A 14,802-nucleotide genomic window follows, 5' to 3' on the forward strand; every position below is an offset into this window, starting at 1 on the left:
GCTACTTGATGCGCGCAACCGGCCCGACGATGCGCAGTTCGCCGTCGGCGCTGACCTCGATGCCGCCGCCATGGATACGCACGGCGCCCGCGGCGCCGACCGTCACGCTACCGGCGCGGGTGCGGATCACCACGTCGCCCTCGCGGGCGTCGAGCACGATCTGGTCGCCGTGGCGCTCCAGGCTCACGGGCGGACGCTCGCCGGGGCGGCGCAGCCGCGCCATGACCGTGGTCTGCCGCTCGCCCACCAGCACGATCACGCCGTCGCCGTGGTGCAGCGCCGGCACGTGGGCGGCGTGGTAATCCACCGCGAGTTCGGCGTTGGCCCCGTCGCGCACCAGCGCCACCTGCCGCGCCTCGCCCTCGTGCGCCACGGTGACCACCGCCTGCATCAACTCCGTGCCCCCCTCGAGGCCCAGCTTCGGATCTTCGTAATGCGCCGCGGTGCGGTATTCGCCCATCGGGACGATCTTGTCGGACATTTCCCCCCCTAATTGTTCTTGCACTGCTGGACGGTCGTCCTTGTCATTTGTTTGGTTCGATAAAGCCCGCAGCAATCCGCGGCGTGCCGCGTTCCCCAAGATAGTCTGAATCACTCCATCCTGGAGTTCTCGGACCACGCGATGCGAAAAGTGTGGTTTTCGCGTGCTTCGTAACGACGGCTTGCAGCCGTCGATCACGGCGGCACGTCCCTGTGCCGCGGGTAGCTCTGAGTCGATCGGAGCTCCTCTTAATGTGAAACGCCGTTCCCCAAGTAGCGCGACACCGGCGGTGTGAAGACGCTCCCAAACGCCCCACGGCGCGCCCCACGCCCCTGCGAGACGCATGGTAAGCGCTGCGCCGCGGGCGAAACATTGAACATGTGCACAGGGTTGATGAAGCTGCCGCCACATGACGCCATTCAGTGGGGAATGCGCCACACCAGCGTGGCCATGCGGCCGGTGGTGGCCGCGCGACGGTAGGAATAAAAGCGTGGATCGTGAAAGGTGCACGCGCCGCCGCCATACACGGACGTCACCCCGACGCGCGCCAGGCGCCGCCGCGCCAACGCATAGAGATCGGCGTAGCTGCGGTCGCCGGGCCCCGGCGTAAAAGCCCCCGCGCTGGCCGCATCCTGAGCCACAAAGGCGTCCCGCACCTCCGGCCCCACCTCGAACGCGCGCGGCCCGATGGCCGGGCCGAGCCACGCCAGAATCTCCGCGCCCGGCACCTGCATGGCCGCCACGGTAGCCTCCAGCACGCCGGCGGCCAGTCCGCGCCAACCCGCGTGGGCCACCGCGAGCCGCTCACCGCGGCGCGCGGCGAACACCACCGGCAGGCAGTCGGCAGTCAGCACCGCCAGCACGACGCCCCCCTGCGCGGTATGCGCGGCGTCGGCCTCGGGCGGCACCGCGCCGGGTCGCCCGCGGGGCGCACCGGACACGCATAGTTCATCGGCCGCGGCCACGCGCATCCCATGCACCTGATTCAGCCAGCACGGCTCGCCCGGCAGCGCCAGAGCCTCGCGCAGCCGGGCGCGGTTCGCCGCCACCGCCTGCGGGTCGTCGCCCACGTGCAGGGCGAGATTCAGGCTCTCGTAGGGCGGCGCGCTGACGCCGCCGGCGCGCGTGGTGGTGCAGGCGCGTACGCCGGGCGGGGCGGGCCAGTCGGCCTCGAAGACCGGCAGATCGCTCACGCGTGCGCCTCGGCATCGGCCTCCAGCGCCGCGATCAGCGCCTGCATGTCGGCCGGCGCGGGCGCCTCCCACACCACGGGGCGCCCGTCGGCCGGATGTGCCAGCGCCAGACGCGCGGCATGCAGCGCCTGACGGCGAAAGCCCTGCAGGGCCTCGCGCAGTGCCTCGCTCGCCCCCGCCGGCGGGCGAGGTCGCCCGCCGTAGACGGGGTCGCCGACCAGCGGATGGCGGATGTGGGCCATGTGCACGCGTATCTGGTGGGTACGGCCGGTTTCCAGCGCAACGCGCAGCAGGCTCTGCCCGCGGTAGCGCGCCAGCACGCGGTAATGGGTGGTGGCCTCCTTGCCGCTGCTCACCAGCGCCATGCGCTTGCGGTCCACCGGATGGCGGCCGATCGCCCCTTCCACCGTCCCGCCGGCGATCACCACGCCTTGCACCAGTGCCAGGTACTCGCGGCTCATGCTGCGCACGCGCAGCTGCTCCACCAGCGATTTGTGCGCGCGCAGGCTCTTGGCCACCACCAGCAGACCGCTGGTGTCCTTGTCCAGCCGGTGGACGATGCCCGCCCGCGGCAGGTGCTTGAGCGCGGGCGCGTGGTGCAGCAAGGCGTTCAGCAGCGTGCCGCCGGCATGGCCCGCGGCCGGGTGCACCACCAGGCCCGGCGGCTTGTCGATCACCAACAGATCGTCGTCCTCGTACACCACCTGCAGCGCGATGGGCTCGGCCTCCCACTCGCCCTGCTCCTCCATCACCGCGTCGAGCTCGATCAGCTCGCCGCCGCGCAGCTTGTCCTTGGACTTGGGGCGCCGCGCGTCGAGCTGCACGCGGCCCTCGCGCACCCATTGCTGCAGGCGCGAGCGCGAGTAATCCGGGAACAGCTCCACCAAGGCCTGGTCGAGTCGTCGCCCGGCCAATTCCATCGGCACGCGACACTGGGCGCGCAAACTACGCTGCATGAAGCACTCCCTTACGTTTTCCTCGCCGCGAGCGCGGCGGTATACTCGCCCCCTATGCTATCAACGGAGGCGCCCGCTAGGGCTGATATGACACGGATCGCACGCATTTTTGTCGTGGCGTGGCTCGCCTTGGCGCTCGCCGGCTGCGCGACGCTCGGCCGGGACGAGACCGCCGACTGGAGCGCCGAGCGCTTCTACGAGGAGGGCCGCTCGGCCATGGACGCCGGCGACTACGAGAAGGCCGCCGGCCTCTTCGAGCGCCTGGAGGCGCGCTTCCCCCACGGTCCGTATGCCCAGCAGGCCCAGCTGGAGCTGCCCTATGCCTATTACCGCGGACGGGAGCCCGCCTCCGCCATCGCCGCGGCCGATCGCTTCATCCAGCTGCACCCGCGCCACGAGCATGTGGATTACGCCTACTACATCCGCGGCCTGGCCAGCTTCCAGCACGCCGAGACGCGGATGGAGCGCCTGTTCCGTCAGGACGCCGCCGAGCGTGACCCGCAGGCCGCCCGCGAATCCTTCGCCTACTTCCGCGAGCTGGTGCAGCGTTTCCCGGACAGCCGCTACGCCGAGGACGCCACCGAGCGCATGATCCACCTGCGCAACATGCTGGCCCGCTATGAGCTGCACGTCGCGAATTACTACTTCCGCCGCGGCGCCATGCTGGCCGCCGCGAACCGCGCCAAGTACGTGGTGGAGAACTACGATCAAACGCCCTCGGTACCCGACGCCCTGGCGATGATGGCGCAGGCGTACGGTGAACTCGGGCAAGACGACCTGGCCGACGACGCACGCGAGGTCCTGCGGCTAAACTTCCCGGACCACCCCGCCGCGCAAGCCCCGCGGGCGCAGCGCGGCAACTAGCCGCCGTCGCGGGCGGCACACCCCCTAACGGAGAACCGGCGATGTGGGACTTCTTCGAGACCGTGCGACACCGCCACTCGGTGCGCAAGTACCAGAGCGGACGCCCCGTCGAACGCGAGAAGCTGCACGCCGTTCTGGAGATGGCCTGCGCCGCGCCCTCGGCGGGTGACCTGCAGGCCTACCGGGTTGTCGTGGTACAGGACGAGGCGCGGCGCCAAGCGCTGAGCGCCGCCGCCCACGGTCAGGACTTCGTCGGGCAGGCGCCGGTCTGCTTCGTCTTCTGCAGTGAACCCGACCGCGCCGCGGCGCGCTACGGTGACCGGGGCCGCCAACTGTACGCCCTGCAGGACGCCACCATCGCCGCGGCCTATGCCCAGCTTGCCATCGTCGCCGCCGGTATGGGCTCGACCTGGATCGGGTACTTCGATGAAGATCAGGTACGCCGGGCGCTCGATCTGGAAGACGGCCTGCTCCCGGTCGCCTTGCTGGCGGTCGGCTACCCCGCCGAACTCCCCGAACCCACCCCGCGGCGGCGCCTCGACGAGATGGTGCGCTACCTGTAGTCCACAGTCTCTCATGGCCCGGCCCGACATCCGCATCAAGCGCATGTACGAGACCGTCTCGCCGCAAGATGGACAGCGTGTACTGGTGGCTCGGGTCTGGCCGCGCGGGCGCACGAAGGAGCAGGTGCGCGCCGAGCTTTGGCTGAAGGACGCCGCCCCCAGCACCGCGCTACGCAAGTGGTTCGGGCACGAGCCCAGGCGCTGGGCGCAGTTCAAGGATTGCTACTTCGCGGAACTCGACCAGCGTGGCGAGGCGCTTGACCCACTGCGCGCGATCGCCGCCGCCGACACGCTCACCCTCCTCTACGCCGCACGCGACCCGGAACACAATCACGCCCTCGCGTTGCGCGAATACCTCCTCACGCACCGCTGGGCATCCCATGGGCGATGGGGGCGCGCCCACGCGGCGCACCGCTGAACCGCGGTGACCGCCCGGCCCCAGCCGAGCGGCATCAGGACGCATCTGTCACCCCAGCGCGCTGAGCACCGCGCGGCCACCGGGGGTGAGCAGCCACGCCACCGCCAGGACGTTCACGACCACGGTGCCCCAGAAGCGCACGCGAAAGCCGGGTTTGCGTGACTTGTGATGCAACAGTCGCTGGGCCGCCCAGGCGCCGGGCCAGCCGCCGACCAGCGCCAGCAGGTGCAGCGTGCGCTCGGGCGTGCGCCATGCGCCGCGCATGGCGGCCGTCTTGTCGACGGCGTACACCGCGAAGGCGAGCAGACTGAGGATCACGTAAGCGATGACGATCGGCCACGGCAAGCGGCCCCACGCGGCGAGGGCGCCGAGCAGCAGCACAAAGCCAGCGGGCAGGGCCAAAGGCGCGCGTCGCGCGCGTGGGGCCTCCACCCGGCGCTCCCGCCTGGCGCGGTGCCGCGTCGGGCGCGCGGTCGGGCGCACGTACTCGGTGGCGCTCGGGCGCCGACGACTCCGCCCGGAGGCGCTCACGCGGAAGCCCGCCTAGCGGCCGCCGCCCGTCGACGTAATGGCGTCATCATTAACTCCCCCCTGCAATTTCGCGCCTGGGCCAACCCAGCCGGCCCCATGGTACGCAGGCGGCCGCACACGCGCCGGGCGAAGCTCTCATCTCTGGACGCCCGGCACCACACCGGCGCGCCCGCTGAGCGCGGTACGCAGGAAGTCACGGAACACGCGTACCCGCGCCGGGGCTTCCGCGCCGCCGACGCTGATCGCATGAAGGCGCCCGCGCGCGAAGGTCCAGCCGGACAGCACCGGCACCAGCTGCCCGGCCGCCACCGAACCGGCCGCCACGACGTCGGGCAGGATACCCACGCCACCGCCGGCCACCAGCAGGCGATGTACCCCGGCGAAGTCGCTGGCCTGCACCGCCGGCCGGACAAGCACCTCGGTCTGCTGGCCGCGCGCGCCGCCGAGACGCAGCCGCGCACCGGCGCCGGTGAGTCCGCGCGCGACCACGAGGTCGTACGCCGCGAGGTCGGCGGGGGTGCGCGGCATCCCGTGGGCTGCGAAGACAGCCGGCGCGGCGTACAGCCGCAGGTGGAAATCGATCAGGGTCGAGGCGCGGTAGCCCATATCGGGCAGCGGGTCGGTGGTGGCGCGCAGGGCAAGGTCGATGCGGTGCGCGGCGAGGTCGAGCAGGGCGTCGCTCAGCACCAGTTCCACCGTGATCTGCGGATGGACGGCGCGAAACGCGACCACCAGCTCAGGCAGCACCTCCAGTCCGAGGTCGTGCGGCGCCGTAACGCGCAGGTGGCCGCGAGGCACCGAGCGCGCCTGACGCGCCCCCTCGACCGCGTCCGCCAGCAGCGTGAGGGCATCGCGCGCCTTGGCGTAGAACGCCAACCCCTCCTCGGTGGCGCTCACCGCCCGCGGCGTGCGCGCCAGCAGCGCCGTGTCCAGGCGCCGTTCCAGGCGCGAGATGCGGCGGCTGATGCCGCCCTTGGTCTCGCCGAGCTGGCGCGCGGCCGCCGAGATGGTGCCGAGCTCCACCACCGCGCAGTAAGCCCGCACATCCTCAAGGGCGCCGCCCAGGGTTTCCGTTTCATCAACCATGAGTTGCATTCTAGATGTGTTCTCACCACTCGGAAACCTTCATATCCTTTGCGTGACGGAGGATCCCCCTCCCCTGATCGAGGAGCCTGACCATGAGCCTGAGCACCCAGTTTTCCGACACCACGGTCTCCCGCAGCGGCGCGAGCACCGACCAGCTCGCGGCGCTTGCCTGGCCGATGGTGCGCATCGTCACCGGCCTGTTGCTCATCCCCCACGGCGCGCAAAAGCTGTTCGGCTGGTTCGGCGGCCACGGCCTGGCGGGCACCGCCCAATTCTTCGAGACCGCGCTCAACATGAGCCCGGGCCTGCTGTGGGCCGGCTTGGCGGGAGCCGTGGAGGTATTCGGCGGCATCGCGCTGGTGTTGGGCCTGTTCACCCGCACGGCGGCACTGGCGGTGGCGGTGCTGATGGCGGTGGCCATCACGGTCCACTTGCCGCAGGGCTTCTTCTGGAACGCCGGCGGCTTCGAGTACCCGCTGATGTGGGGCGTGCTCGCGCTGGCGTTGGTCCTGCGCGGCGGCGGCCCGTACTCGCTGGACGCGCGGCTCGGCCTGCGGTTCTAACGTTGTACCAGGTCGCCCCGCGCAGGCGGGGCGGCCCATGCTGCATCAAGGAGGGTCCTCATGGCCGCATTGCCCACCGTTTTCATCCCGCACGGCGCCGGCCCGTGCTTTTTCATGGACTGGGAGCCGGCCGGGACCTGGACGCGCATGGCCGACTGGCTGCGCGCGCTGCCGGCCCGCCTCGGTGCGTCGCCCAGCGCGTTGGTGGTGGTCTCGGCCCACTGGGAGGCGCCCGCCTTTACGGTGAATACAGCGCGGGCGCCGGGCCTGCTCTACGACTACACCGGCTTCCCCGCCCACACCTACCGCATCGACTGGCCGGCGCAGGGCGCGCCGGAGCTGGCGCAGCATCTGCGTACGCTGCTGCAGGCGGGCGGCTTCGCTACGGCCGTAGAGGAAACGCGCGGCTTGGACCACGGGGTTTTCATCCCACTCAAGATCGCGTTTCCCGAACCGGCCATGCCGGTGGTACAGCTTTCGCTGCACCAGAGCCTGGACCCCGGCCTGCACCTCGCCATGGGGCGTGCGCTCGCCCCGCTGCGCGACGAGGGCGTGCTCATCGTCGGCAGCGGGATGAGCTACCACAACATGCGCGGCTTCGCCTGGGATAACGGCCCGCCGAATGCGGATTCGCGGCGCTTCGATGACTGGCTTGCAGAGACCGTGCGTCTGGCTCGTCGCGAGCGCGAGGCGCGGCTAGCGGATTGGACCAATGCCCCCGGCGGCCGTGCTGCCCATCCCCGCGAGGAACATCTGCTGCCCCTGCACGTGGTGGCGGGTGCCGCGGGCGAGGACCCGGGCGAGCGCGTGCTGCGCGACGAGGTGATGGGCAGCGTGCAGTCGGCATTTCGCTTCGGCGCGCCGATCGCTGCCCGGTAGTCGGCACGTCTATTCGGGCGCTGCGGCCGAGGATTGCGCCCAGTCTTGCCGCTCCAGGCGAAAGATGAAGCAGTCGTCGCCCCCCATGCGGCGCCGCGCCGCGAAGCGGAACCCGAGCCTGACGTAGAAGCGGTGCGCGCGCTGGTTGCCGACCAGCGGATCGACCAGGACCGCCGTCACCGCCGGGTCGGCGAAGCACCGGGCGAGCGCCAGGCGCATCATTTGCGTCCCGAAGCCCCGGCCGAGAGCGGTCGGCTCGCCGATCCAGATATCCAGCGCCCGCACACCGGCGGGCAACGCACCCCAGTATCGGGTTGCGTCGCGGGCCGGATCGGTGATCTCGAGAAAGCCGATCGGGCGCCCCGCCAGCTCGGCGATGAAGCGCTCGATGCCGGCGGGCGGGTGCGCCAACTCCACCTCCCACGCCCAATCCTCGCCGCCGGTCGCGGCACGCACATGCGGCTCGCGGTCCCATTTGCGCAGCCGGGGCGCGTCCGCGGCGGTGGCCGGGCGTAGGCGAACCTCAGCGGCTGGCCATTGCATCAGTCTGACCGCGCGCTTCTTAAAAGCGGGCGCCTCTCCGGGTAGGCACTTTTCTCACTGAGGCGGCGCCCCTACGCCGAGGTTGTCGCACTCGGTCCACCAGCGCGTGGTGACCGCGGCATCCCGGAGCTGCTGCCAAACTCCTTCATCCTCCGGCTCGAGATCGAACGAGCAGAGGGTGCCGGCGGTCGAGCGCACCGTCGCCACCGTAGCGAACCGGCAACCATCGGGCACGATCTGCCCGTCGCTCTGCAGAAGCTGCTCGAGCTCCTGCTGGCTCTCGCACACCATGAATCCTTCAGGTTCCGCCGCGCCGACGTTGACCGCCAGTCCCGCAATGGCAACGGCCGTCAGTATGTTCCGCCAAAAAGCCATGACTCCCTCCCGTTCTTTCGTCTGCTAGTCGCCACCGCTCCCTGCTGGGACTGAGATCTCGCCGCTCGGGGCCTCACGCCCCTGCGGCACCACCCCGAGCACGTACCACCAATCGGTGACCGGCGAATGGCGGAAGATCGCTGTACGTTCACGCCCGCGAAACGTGTAATTCACCACGCCTTCATCGGCCGCCAACATTTCCTCGAAGGCGCGGATCAAATCCGGCTCCCCTAAGCGCCGCGGGTCCAGGAAGATCAGCCCCGGGTCCCAGTCCAAAGCGACTAAGGGAGCCCGGTCGAAGGAATAGAACACCGTCGATTCATCCAGCGACATCTGTTCTCGAATAAGGTCACTTAGCCGATCCAGATACACCGAGGCGCCGAGTACACCCACCACCGCCTCGTCGTCCCCCATCACCGGCACGGCGACAATCGCAACCGGCTTGCCCGTGGCTTTGCTGACGACCAACTCGCCGATGATCGTCTCACCCGCCAGCACGCGTGGAAAATAGCTGCGCTCCGCCAGGTTCCCCTCGGCCTTCCCCTCCTGCACGCTCCAGTAGGCGCCATCCGGCAGGGCAAACCAGTTGAGGGCAGACACGTTCCGCTCGGCGACGTCCGCGTAAGGGTCCTTGATTCGTCCCCAGGCTGCCGAGCGTGCGGCTTCGCCTTGCGCGAAGATGTGCAGCGAGTCGGCGACCTTGATCAGATGGCCGTCACTCAGCGCGATGAACGCGGCGAGCGCGACCTCGCCATCCACCGCGAAAGGCCGTTCCTGCGTCGCGTGCGCCGCCCCGCCGAGGACAACATGCAGGCAGGTGGCCAGCGCCGCCGCCCGGAACGTCGTGAACGTCGTGAACGTCATACGCCTCCCCTTCCGCCATGGTGACTTGTGGCGTCATGGCAAAGAATAGGCCAGGGGCGGGGCATGCTCTCGCTGCCCCACCAATGCCGGAAGGCGCTGTGCAAGCGCTGACGTAGGCCGGAGCACGCCCCCGGCCCATTGGCGCCCCTAGTCGATGTAGGTGAATCCCAGCGGGGCGTACACGGCATCGGCCCGTGACAGGTCGAGGAACAGCGTCACCGAGTCGCCGAGCCCCCGATAAGTCACCTCGTAACAATCGATGTCGGCGTCGGCGGCCGCGCAGTCGCCGGCGCGCCGAAACTCGAGCGGCTCGCCCTCGGTGCCGCGCAGTTGCTCCAGGTAGGCGCGCGGGAGCGCGGTGGTACCGACCGCGATGGGCTGTTCGGGGCTATAGCCGTACCAAGGATCCGAAGCCAGTCCTTGGATGCTCAGCGCCGGCACCGCACCCCGCTCCGCCCGGCGCTGCCGATCCTGCACCTGCAGGCCGCTCAGCATCACCGCCTCCATGGCCGCCGCTTCGAACGCCTCGGGGCCGGTGCCGAACACCAGCGCCGGCATCATCAACCCCGCCGCCATCGCCAACGATCTCTTCGCGTGCATCAGTCTTCTCCCTCTGCGACTGCGCCGACTCAGCGCAGCACCACCGCGCTTTCGAGCCGCGCCAAGTCGTTCACCACCCGCCATTGGCCACCGCTCTCCTCCACCCGCTGCTGCCAGCCGGCCAGGCGCTGGCGGTAGGCCTGCGGGTCGTTGTTGTCCCGGCGCTGGCGTTTCACGTTCACCGCGATCACCTCGATGGCCTCGAGGTTCACGCCGACACTGCGGTTCAGCCAGGGCGGCAGGTCCTCGTGCAGGTCCGAGAGGATGAACAGGTACCGCTGTCCGGCCTTGGTCTCGTTCAGGTAGTCCGAGGCCAGCAGCACCCCGCCGGTGATGTCGCTGTGATGGCTGGGCACCCGAAAGCGCTGCACGAAGGCGTCGAGCTGCGCCCGCACTTCCCGTTTCTGCCGCGTGGTGACGCTCGGCCGGTGGTCGAAGGTGGCGCGGGCAATGATGTTGCGCTCCGTGAAACTGCTGTTGTCGATAAAACCGATCCCCAGTGAATCGCCGCTTTCCAGGTTGGCCAGCAGGTAATTGGTCAAGGTCTGCGCCTTTTGCAGCTCCCCCGCGTAGTCGCTGGAAATATCGATCAACACAAACGCCGCGCGGCTGTTGTTGACCGGCTCGCCACACCCCGTCAGCGCGGCCGCGCTCAGGATCCCGGCGGCGAGCCGCAGCGCCCAGCCGCACACCCGACCGCCCATACGCTCATTCATCACGCTCATGGCTCAGGCCTCCCGCGTGTCGACCGCAAGGTCGTCGGCTTCGTCGTTGCGCTGGCGCCGCCGTGCCGCCTTCGAGGGACGCCCCTCCCCTGCCGTGTCGTCGCGACGCTGCCCGGCTTCGGCGCGGTACTGCTTGATCAAGCGTTCGATGCTGAGTGGCACCATCACGAAGATGTCGTACAGGTTGACCAGCATCTTGCTGAGGTGGTTGGCCATGCCGCCGCCCAAGCGCACCGCGAGACGCAGGGTGCGCAGCGCGCCGACCACCACCAGACCCAGCACCGTGCGCAGCGAATGTACGAAGGCCTCCAGCGGAATGGCCACGAAGGCGAGCGCGAACGGCAGCACGAAGCCGAGCACCAGTTGCCCGATCGACGGCACCCAGCGGAACTTGTCTTCCACTATCGCGGCGCCGGCGAGCGACTGCGCCAAGGCTTCGCGGTCCAGCGCCAGCAGGTCGCGCATGTAGGCCAGCGAGGCCTCGATGGCGGCGAAGATCACCAGGATGGTGAACGCGGCGATCGCCATGCGCTTGCGCATCCGATCATCCAGGCTGCCGATCATCGGAAACAGCCGCGTGATCTGCAGGGCTTCGAGCAGGAACAGCCCCATGGTGATTTCCACCATGATGATCACCAGCGCGGCGATGTCCGAGGTACGCACGCTGCCGATGTAGCTCGCGCCGCCCACCATTTCCGACATCGGCAACGCGATCAGGTGGAAATTGATGATGCCGCCGAACGCCGCAATGACGAGCACCAGACTGGCGATGAAAAACTGAGTCACCGACGAGGCGGTCAATGCGTGCACCGCCTTGTCTTCGGCCTTGCGCATGCTCTCGTAGGTCGCCATGTGGCGGTCGATGGTCTTGGCACGCTCGTCCAGGCCGGTGATGGTCTCCTGCACCTTGGTCATCGTCGTGCCGAGCGCGCGCCACGCCGGCTGCATCGCGTTCAGAATCCTGTGGCGCTCATTGGAGCTCTTCTGATAGGCAGCCAGGGTCTGCTGGTGCGAGGTCTCGACCGCCTCCTGGATATTGTCCAGAATCTTGACCATCGCCGGATCGCCCGAGCGCGGTAGCGCCGCGAGGGTGTCCACCACCTCCGCCCAGGCCGGTGCCAGCGGCGCATCCTCGGTCGTCGCGTGGTAATCTGCCTCGACCTTCTGCAGCGTGTCGGCCAGCTTGCGGTGCAGCTTCGGATACTGGCTGAGGTCGCGCGCGACGAGGGTGTGCACCCGGCTGAATTCGCGTTCGATCGCCTTTTCGGTCGCCTCGCGACCCATAGCGAGAAGCACGTCACGGTTTCGCTCCCGGACGCGCTGTTCCAATTGGCGAATGCTCCGTGCCGCGACGCGCGCCGAGCCGTACACGGCGCGGCCCGTGCCGCGCAGCAGCTGATGGGCGTGGGGCCGGCCCAGGTAGAGCACGGTGACGATAAGAACAAGCCAGATCGCCAACGAGAGCGCCGGCGAGGAAGACCAGATATAAAGTATGTCGGTCGACATAATGGCACCTTCTACGTGTGTTTGATTACGGTTTTTTGGCTTCCTGCCGTTTCGTCACACGCAGTCTCTCGAACGCCGGTGAAAAATTTGTGAGTGAATGACAGAAGGGGCCGCCCTCCTTAGGGGAGGCAAGGTCTCCGCAACGACGCGGCGTGTTGCCGCGCGAGGTCGGGTTGCCCATGGCTACGATTTTCTGGGTGGAAGACCAGTCGCACTGGATCGACAAGTTCCAGCCCGTGCTGGAAGCCACGCGTTTCGACGAGCAGCCCACCCGGTTGCAGGTCTTCAAGTTCGCCGAGGCCGCCTGCCAACACATCCGCCGCGCAAGCGCCGACAGCCGTCCCGACGTGGCGCTGCTCGACGCGAACATGAACGGCAACGACGCCGCGGGGTTTTCCGTCTCGCGCGCGCTGCAGGCCAAGTGGCCGGGCCTGCCCATCATCTATCTCTCCGAGCACAGCGGCACCGGCATCGAGCAGCAGGCCTTCGAAACCACCGGGGCGCGGGATTTCATCGCCAAGCACCAGGTGAACATCGAATCCGTATTGTGCTGGCGCATCAAGGCCGTGTTGCGCGAGCACAGCATGCGCGCGCCACAGGCCGCCGCCGCGGGCGATGCCCTGCGTAGCGGCGCGCTCTCCCTGGACACCACCACCTGGGAGGTCTACTGGCAAGGCACCAAGCTGATGAACCCCGCTAATCCGAAGCGCCCGCTGCCGCCCACGCCGCGCAAGATCCTGCGCTACCTGGTCGAGGCCGCGCCGGCCGCGCTCAACACCTTCCAGATCGCCGACAAGTTGGACGCCGATCCCGAGCATTTCTCCTACGCCAACTACCGGCAGCACATCCGCACGCTGCGGCTCGCGTTCGATCAAGCGATGGGCGGTGAGGGGCGCTTCCTGGCCCTTTGCAAGGCCGGCCAGGGCATCGCGACCTTCGGTGACGAAGGCGCGTACTGTTGGAAACCGATCGGCGAGGCGGACACATGAAACGACGCAACGACAAAGCGCCCGAGGCGCGCGTGCGCAAGGTCACCTTTGCCTGGCGCAGCGCGCTCGCTGCGCTCGGCGCGATGTGCTACCTGCTACTGCTCACCGATCCGGGTCTTAGTGGGTACTACGGCGTTCCCGACACCTGGTTGCAGCCGCCGATGAAATGGTGGGTGTTCGGGGCCTTCCTGGCGGTGGTGCTGCTGGACCTGTACCGCTATCGCCGCCAGTACGCGCGCCAAGCGGCGGATCTGCGCCGCGTGGATGAGCAGGTACGCGAATTGTGGGAGAGCAAGAAGCAACTGCAGCTCAAAGCGCACACCTACTCCGGCCATGCCGACAAGCTCAAGCTGTTCATCAGCGACAAGCTGCTGGAACACATCGAGTACGACGAGAAATTCCTGCACTTCAAGAGCATCGCCGCCGAGGTGCGCCACAACGGCGTGATCAGCTTCGACAAAGTGCAGACGGCCCTGCAACAGGCGGCAGCAGCGGCGGAGGTCTCGGCGAACACCGCCACCGCAGCAAAGGGCGGCGACGCGCCGGCGGCTGCGGATTACCAGGCGGCGCTCGATGCCATGCGCTATCTGTGGGACCTGCTCGACCTCTCCACGGCCGATAACCTTGCGCTGCACATCGGCAACCTGCTGTGCGAATGCGAGGAACACTACTACCAGCGCTTGTTGAACAGCGACGCGGCCGCGCCGTTGCCCTTCGAACCCGTGTACGCGCCCCAGCGCGCCGCGTGGCGAGCGCTGGCCCAGGTGTCCCACGCCGCGCTGCCGCCCCCGCCCGATGAGGGCGCTTACCTGCGGGACGACGGCCAATGGCATGTGCGCCTCGATCCGGTGGGCGAACTGCTCGGCAACGAGAATCACCTCGTGCTGCTGCTCGAGAATCTGCTCAAGAACGCCCAGTATTTTTCCGGCAAGCGCGGTTACAAGGCCGGCTTCACGCCGATCGCGCTCACGCTGGCGGAAGAACAGGGCCGGGTCTGCCTACGTGTGTATAACCGCGGCCCGCACGTCGCCGACGAAGACCGCCCCAACCTCTTCCAGCTCGGCTACTCCACCCGCCGCCCGCGCGAGCACCACGGCCGCGGCCTGGGCCTGTATTTCGTGAGCGAGATCGTCAAGGGCTACGAGGGGCACATCGCGGTGCACAACATCCACACGCCCGAGACGCAGTACGCGGTGCGCGTGGAACTCGCGAACGACGAGGTGATTACCGATTTGATCGATGTGGTGCTCGTAGAGGGGCGCCCGATGTGCCGCGCGGGCAGCGACACACCGGCGGAGGCACGCGAGTGGACCTTCAAGGCACCGCTACGCAGCGTGGAAGTCACCACCACCGGCAGCCGCAACACGCAGCGTCTGCAGGCGTTCGACGCCAAGGGCAAGCAACTGCGCTTCGATCCGGCGCATCCCGAGCGCCCGCGATGGCGGCTCGAATACGCGCCCAAACGCAATGCCCATCAGCTGCGTTTCGAAGCAATGGATATCGGCGGCGTCGAGTTTGAGATAAGACTGCCGACCGCCCGGCTACGCCTGGAAAGCAGCGAACTCGCGCAAGAGGAAGACTTCGAAGCGGAGGTTGAGCGCCTGGACGAGCGCCTGCGCGCCCACGCACCCTTCGATCCCGCGGTGTGAATGCGGGATTCCGGTGT

The 14,802-nt window shown here is 68.6% G+C and carries 18 protein-coding genes; 7 read left to right on the top strand and 11 right to left on the bottom strand.

Going from position 1 to position 14,802, the window contains the following annotated elements; all coding sequences use genetic code 11:
- Position 1: 1 nt before the first annotated feature.
- From HUS23_03725 to rluD, 3 genes are all read right to left on the bottom strand, one after another.
- Complete coding sequence (locus HUS23_03725; GenBank protein QKT02979.1) at positions 2-481, bottom strand: hypothetical protein; 480 nt, start codon at positions 479-481, stop codon at positions 2-4.
- Positions 482-900: 419 nt separating this feature from the next.
- Positions 901-1,674, bottom strand: coding sequence for a peptidoglycan editing factor PgeF (gene pgeF, locus HUS23_03730; GenBank protein ID QKT02980.1), 774 nt, complete (start codon positions 1,672-1,674; stop codon positions 901-903).
- Positions 1,671-2,630, bottom strand: a complete 960-nt coding sequence (gene rluD / locus HUS23_03735; GenBank protein QKT02981.1) for a 23S rRNA pseudouridine(1911/1915/1917) synthase RluD — start codon at positions 2,628-2,630, stop codon at positions 1,671-1,673. The genes pgeF and rluD overlap by 4 nt, the downstream gene beginning before the upstream one ends.
- A gap of 87 nt (positions 2,631-2,717) precedes the next feature.
- Between rluD and HUS23_03740 the strand changes: the two genes are divergently transcribed.
- The 3 genes from HUS23_03740 to HUS23_03750 are packed head-to-tail and all read left to right on the top strand — an operon-like array spanning position 2,718 to position 4,475.
- The gene (locus HUS23_03740; GenBank protein ID QKT02982.1) at positions 2,718-3,494 is read left to right on the top strand and encodes an outer membrane protein assembly factor BamD; all 777 of its coding nucleotides are present in this window, start codon (positions 2,718-2,720) and stop codon (positions 3,492-3,494) included.
- 41 nt (positions 3,495-3,535) lie between these two features.
- On the top strand, positions 3,536-4,057 hold the full coding sequence (locus HUS23_03745; protein QKT02983.1) for a nitroreductase family protein: 522 nt from the start codon (positions 3,536-3,538) through the stop codon (positions 4,055-4,057).
- A 13-nt stretch (positions 4,058-4,070) separates the two neighbouring features.
- On the top strand, positions 4,071-4,475 hold the full coding sequence (locus tag HUS23_03750; GenBank protein QKT02984.1) for a DUF488 family protein: 405 nt from the start codon (positions 4,071-4,073) through the stop codon (positions 4,473-4,475).
- A gap of 48 nt (positions 4,476-4,523) precedes the next feature.
- On the opposite strand, the gene HUS23_03755 is transcribed toward HUS23_03750, so the two are convergent.
- Both HUS23_03755 and HUS23_03760 read right to left on the bottom strand, forming a co-directional pair.
- Complete coding sequence (locus HUS23_03755; protein ID QKT02985.1) at positions 4,524-5,006, bottom strand: DUF1294 domain-containing protein; 483 nt, start codon at positions 5,004-5,006, stop codon at positions 4,524-4,526.
- Positions 5,007-5,141: 135 nt separating this feature from the next.
- Entirely contained in the window at positions 5,142-6,092 is a 951-nt protein-coding gene (locus tag HUS23_03760) for a LysR family transcriptional regulator (protein QKT02986.1), read from the bottom strand.
- A 92-nt stretch (positions 6,093-6,184) separates the two neighbouring features.
- Between HUS23_03760 and HUS23_03765 the strand changes: the two genes are divergently transcribed.
- Together HUS23_03765 and HUS23_03770 are read left to right on the top strand one after the other, a co-directional pair.
- Entirely contained in the window at positions 6,185-6,655 is a 471-nt protein-coding gene (locus HUS23_03765) for a DoxX family protein (GenBank protein ID QKT02987.1), read from the top strand.
- Positions 6,656-6,715: 60 nt separating this feature from the next.
- Positions 6,716-7,534, top strand: coding sequence for a dioxygenase (locus tag HUS23_03770; GenBank protein ID QKT02988.1), 819 nt, complete (start codon positions 6,716-6,718; stop codon positions 7,532-7,534).
- A 9-nt stretch (positions 7,535-7,543) separates the two neighbouring features.
- Here the strand turns inward: HUS23_03770 and HUS23_03775 are convergent, their stop codons facing one another.
- The 6 genes from HUS23_03775 to HUS23_03800 form a co-directional block, all read right to left on the bottom strand.
- Positions 7,544-8,077 carry an acetyltransferase gene (locus tag HUS23_03775; protein QKT02989.1) on the bottom strand — a complete coding sequence of 178 codons (534 nt, stop codon included), beginning with the start codon at positions 8,075-8,077 and terminating at the stop codon, positions 7,544-7,546.
- Between the two features lie 54 nt (positions 8,078-8,131).
- Positions 8,132-8,452: a hypothetical protein gene (locus HUS23_03780; GenBank protein ID QKT02990.1), complete on the bottom strand. Its 321-nt coding sequence runs from the start codon at positions 8,450-8,452 to the stop codon at positions 8,132-8,134.
- 24 nt (positions 8,453-8,476) lie between these two features.
- Positions 8,477-9,316 (bottom strand): cache domain-containing protein, encoded by an 840-nt coding sequence (locus HUS23_03785; GenBank protein ID QKT02991.1) that lies wholly within the window; start codon positions 9,314-9,316, stop codon positions 8,477-8,479.
- 147 nt (positions 9,317-9,463) lie between these two features.
- Complete coding sequence (locus HUS23_03790; protein QKT02992.1) at positions 9,464-9,916, bottom strand: hypothetical protein; 453 nt, start codon at positions 9,914-9,916, stop codon at positions 9,464-9,466.
- A gap of 29 nt (positions 9,917-9,945) precedes the next feature.
- Positions 9,946-10,620 (bottom strand): VWA domain-containing protein, encoded by a 675-nt coding sequence (locus HUS23_03795; GenBank protein QKT04957.1) that lies wholly within the window; start codon positions 10,618-10,620, stop codon positions 9,946-9,948.
- Between the two features lie 24 nt (positions 10,621-10,644).
- Positions 10,645-12,147, bottom strand: coding sequence for a hypothetical protein (locus HUS23_03800; GenBank protein QKT02993.1), 1,503 nt, complete (start codon positions 12,145-12,147; stop codon positions 10,645-10,647).
- Between the two features lie 179 nt (positions 12,148-12,326).
- On the opposite strand from HUS23_03800, the gene HUS23_03805 reads away from it, so the two are divergent.
- Both HUS23_03805 and HUS23_03810 read left to right on the top strand, forming a co-directional pair.
- A complete protein-coding gene (locus HUS23_03805) occupies positions 12,327-13,136 on the top strand; it encodes a response regulator (GenBank protein ID QKT02994.1) in 810 nt (269 codons plus the stop codon).
- Positions 13,133-14,785: a sensor histidine kinase gene (locus tag HUS23_03810; GenBank protein QKT02995.1), complete on the top strand. Its 1,653-nt coding sequence runs from the start codon at positions 13,133-13,135 to the stop codon at positions 14,783-14,785. The genes HUS23_03805 and HUS23_03810 overlap by 4 nt, the downstream gene beginning before the upstream one ends.
- Positions 14,786-14,802: the final 17 nt, after the last annotated feature.

The sequence above is a fragment of the Ectothiorhodospiraceae bacterium 2226 genome (assembly GCA_013348725.1).
GTDB lineage: Bacteria > Pseudomonadota > Gammaproteobacteria.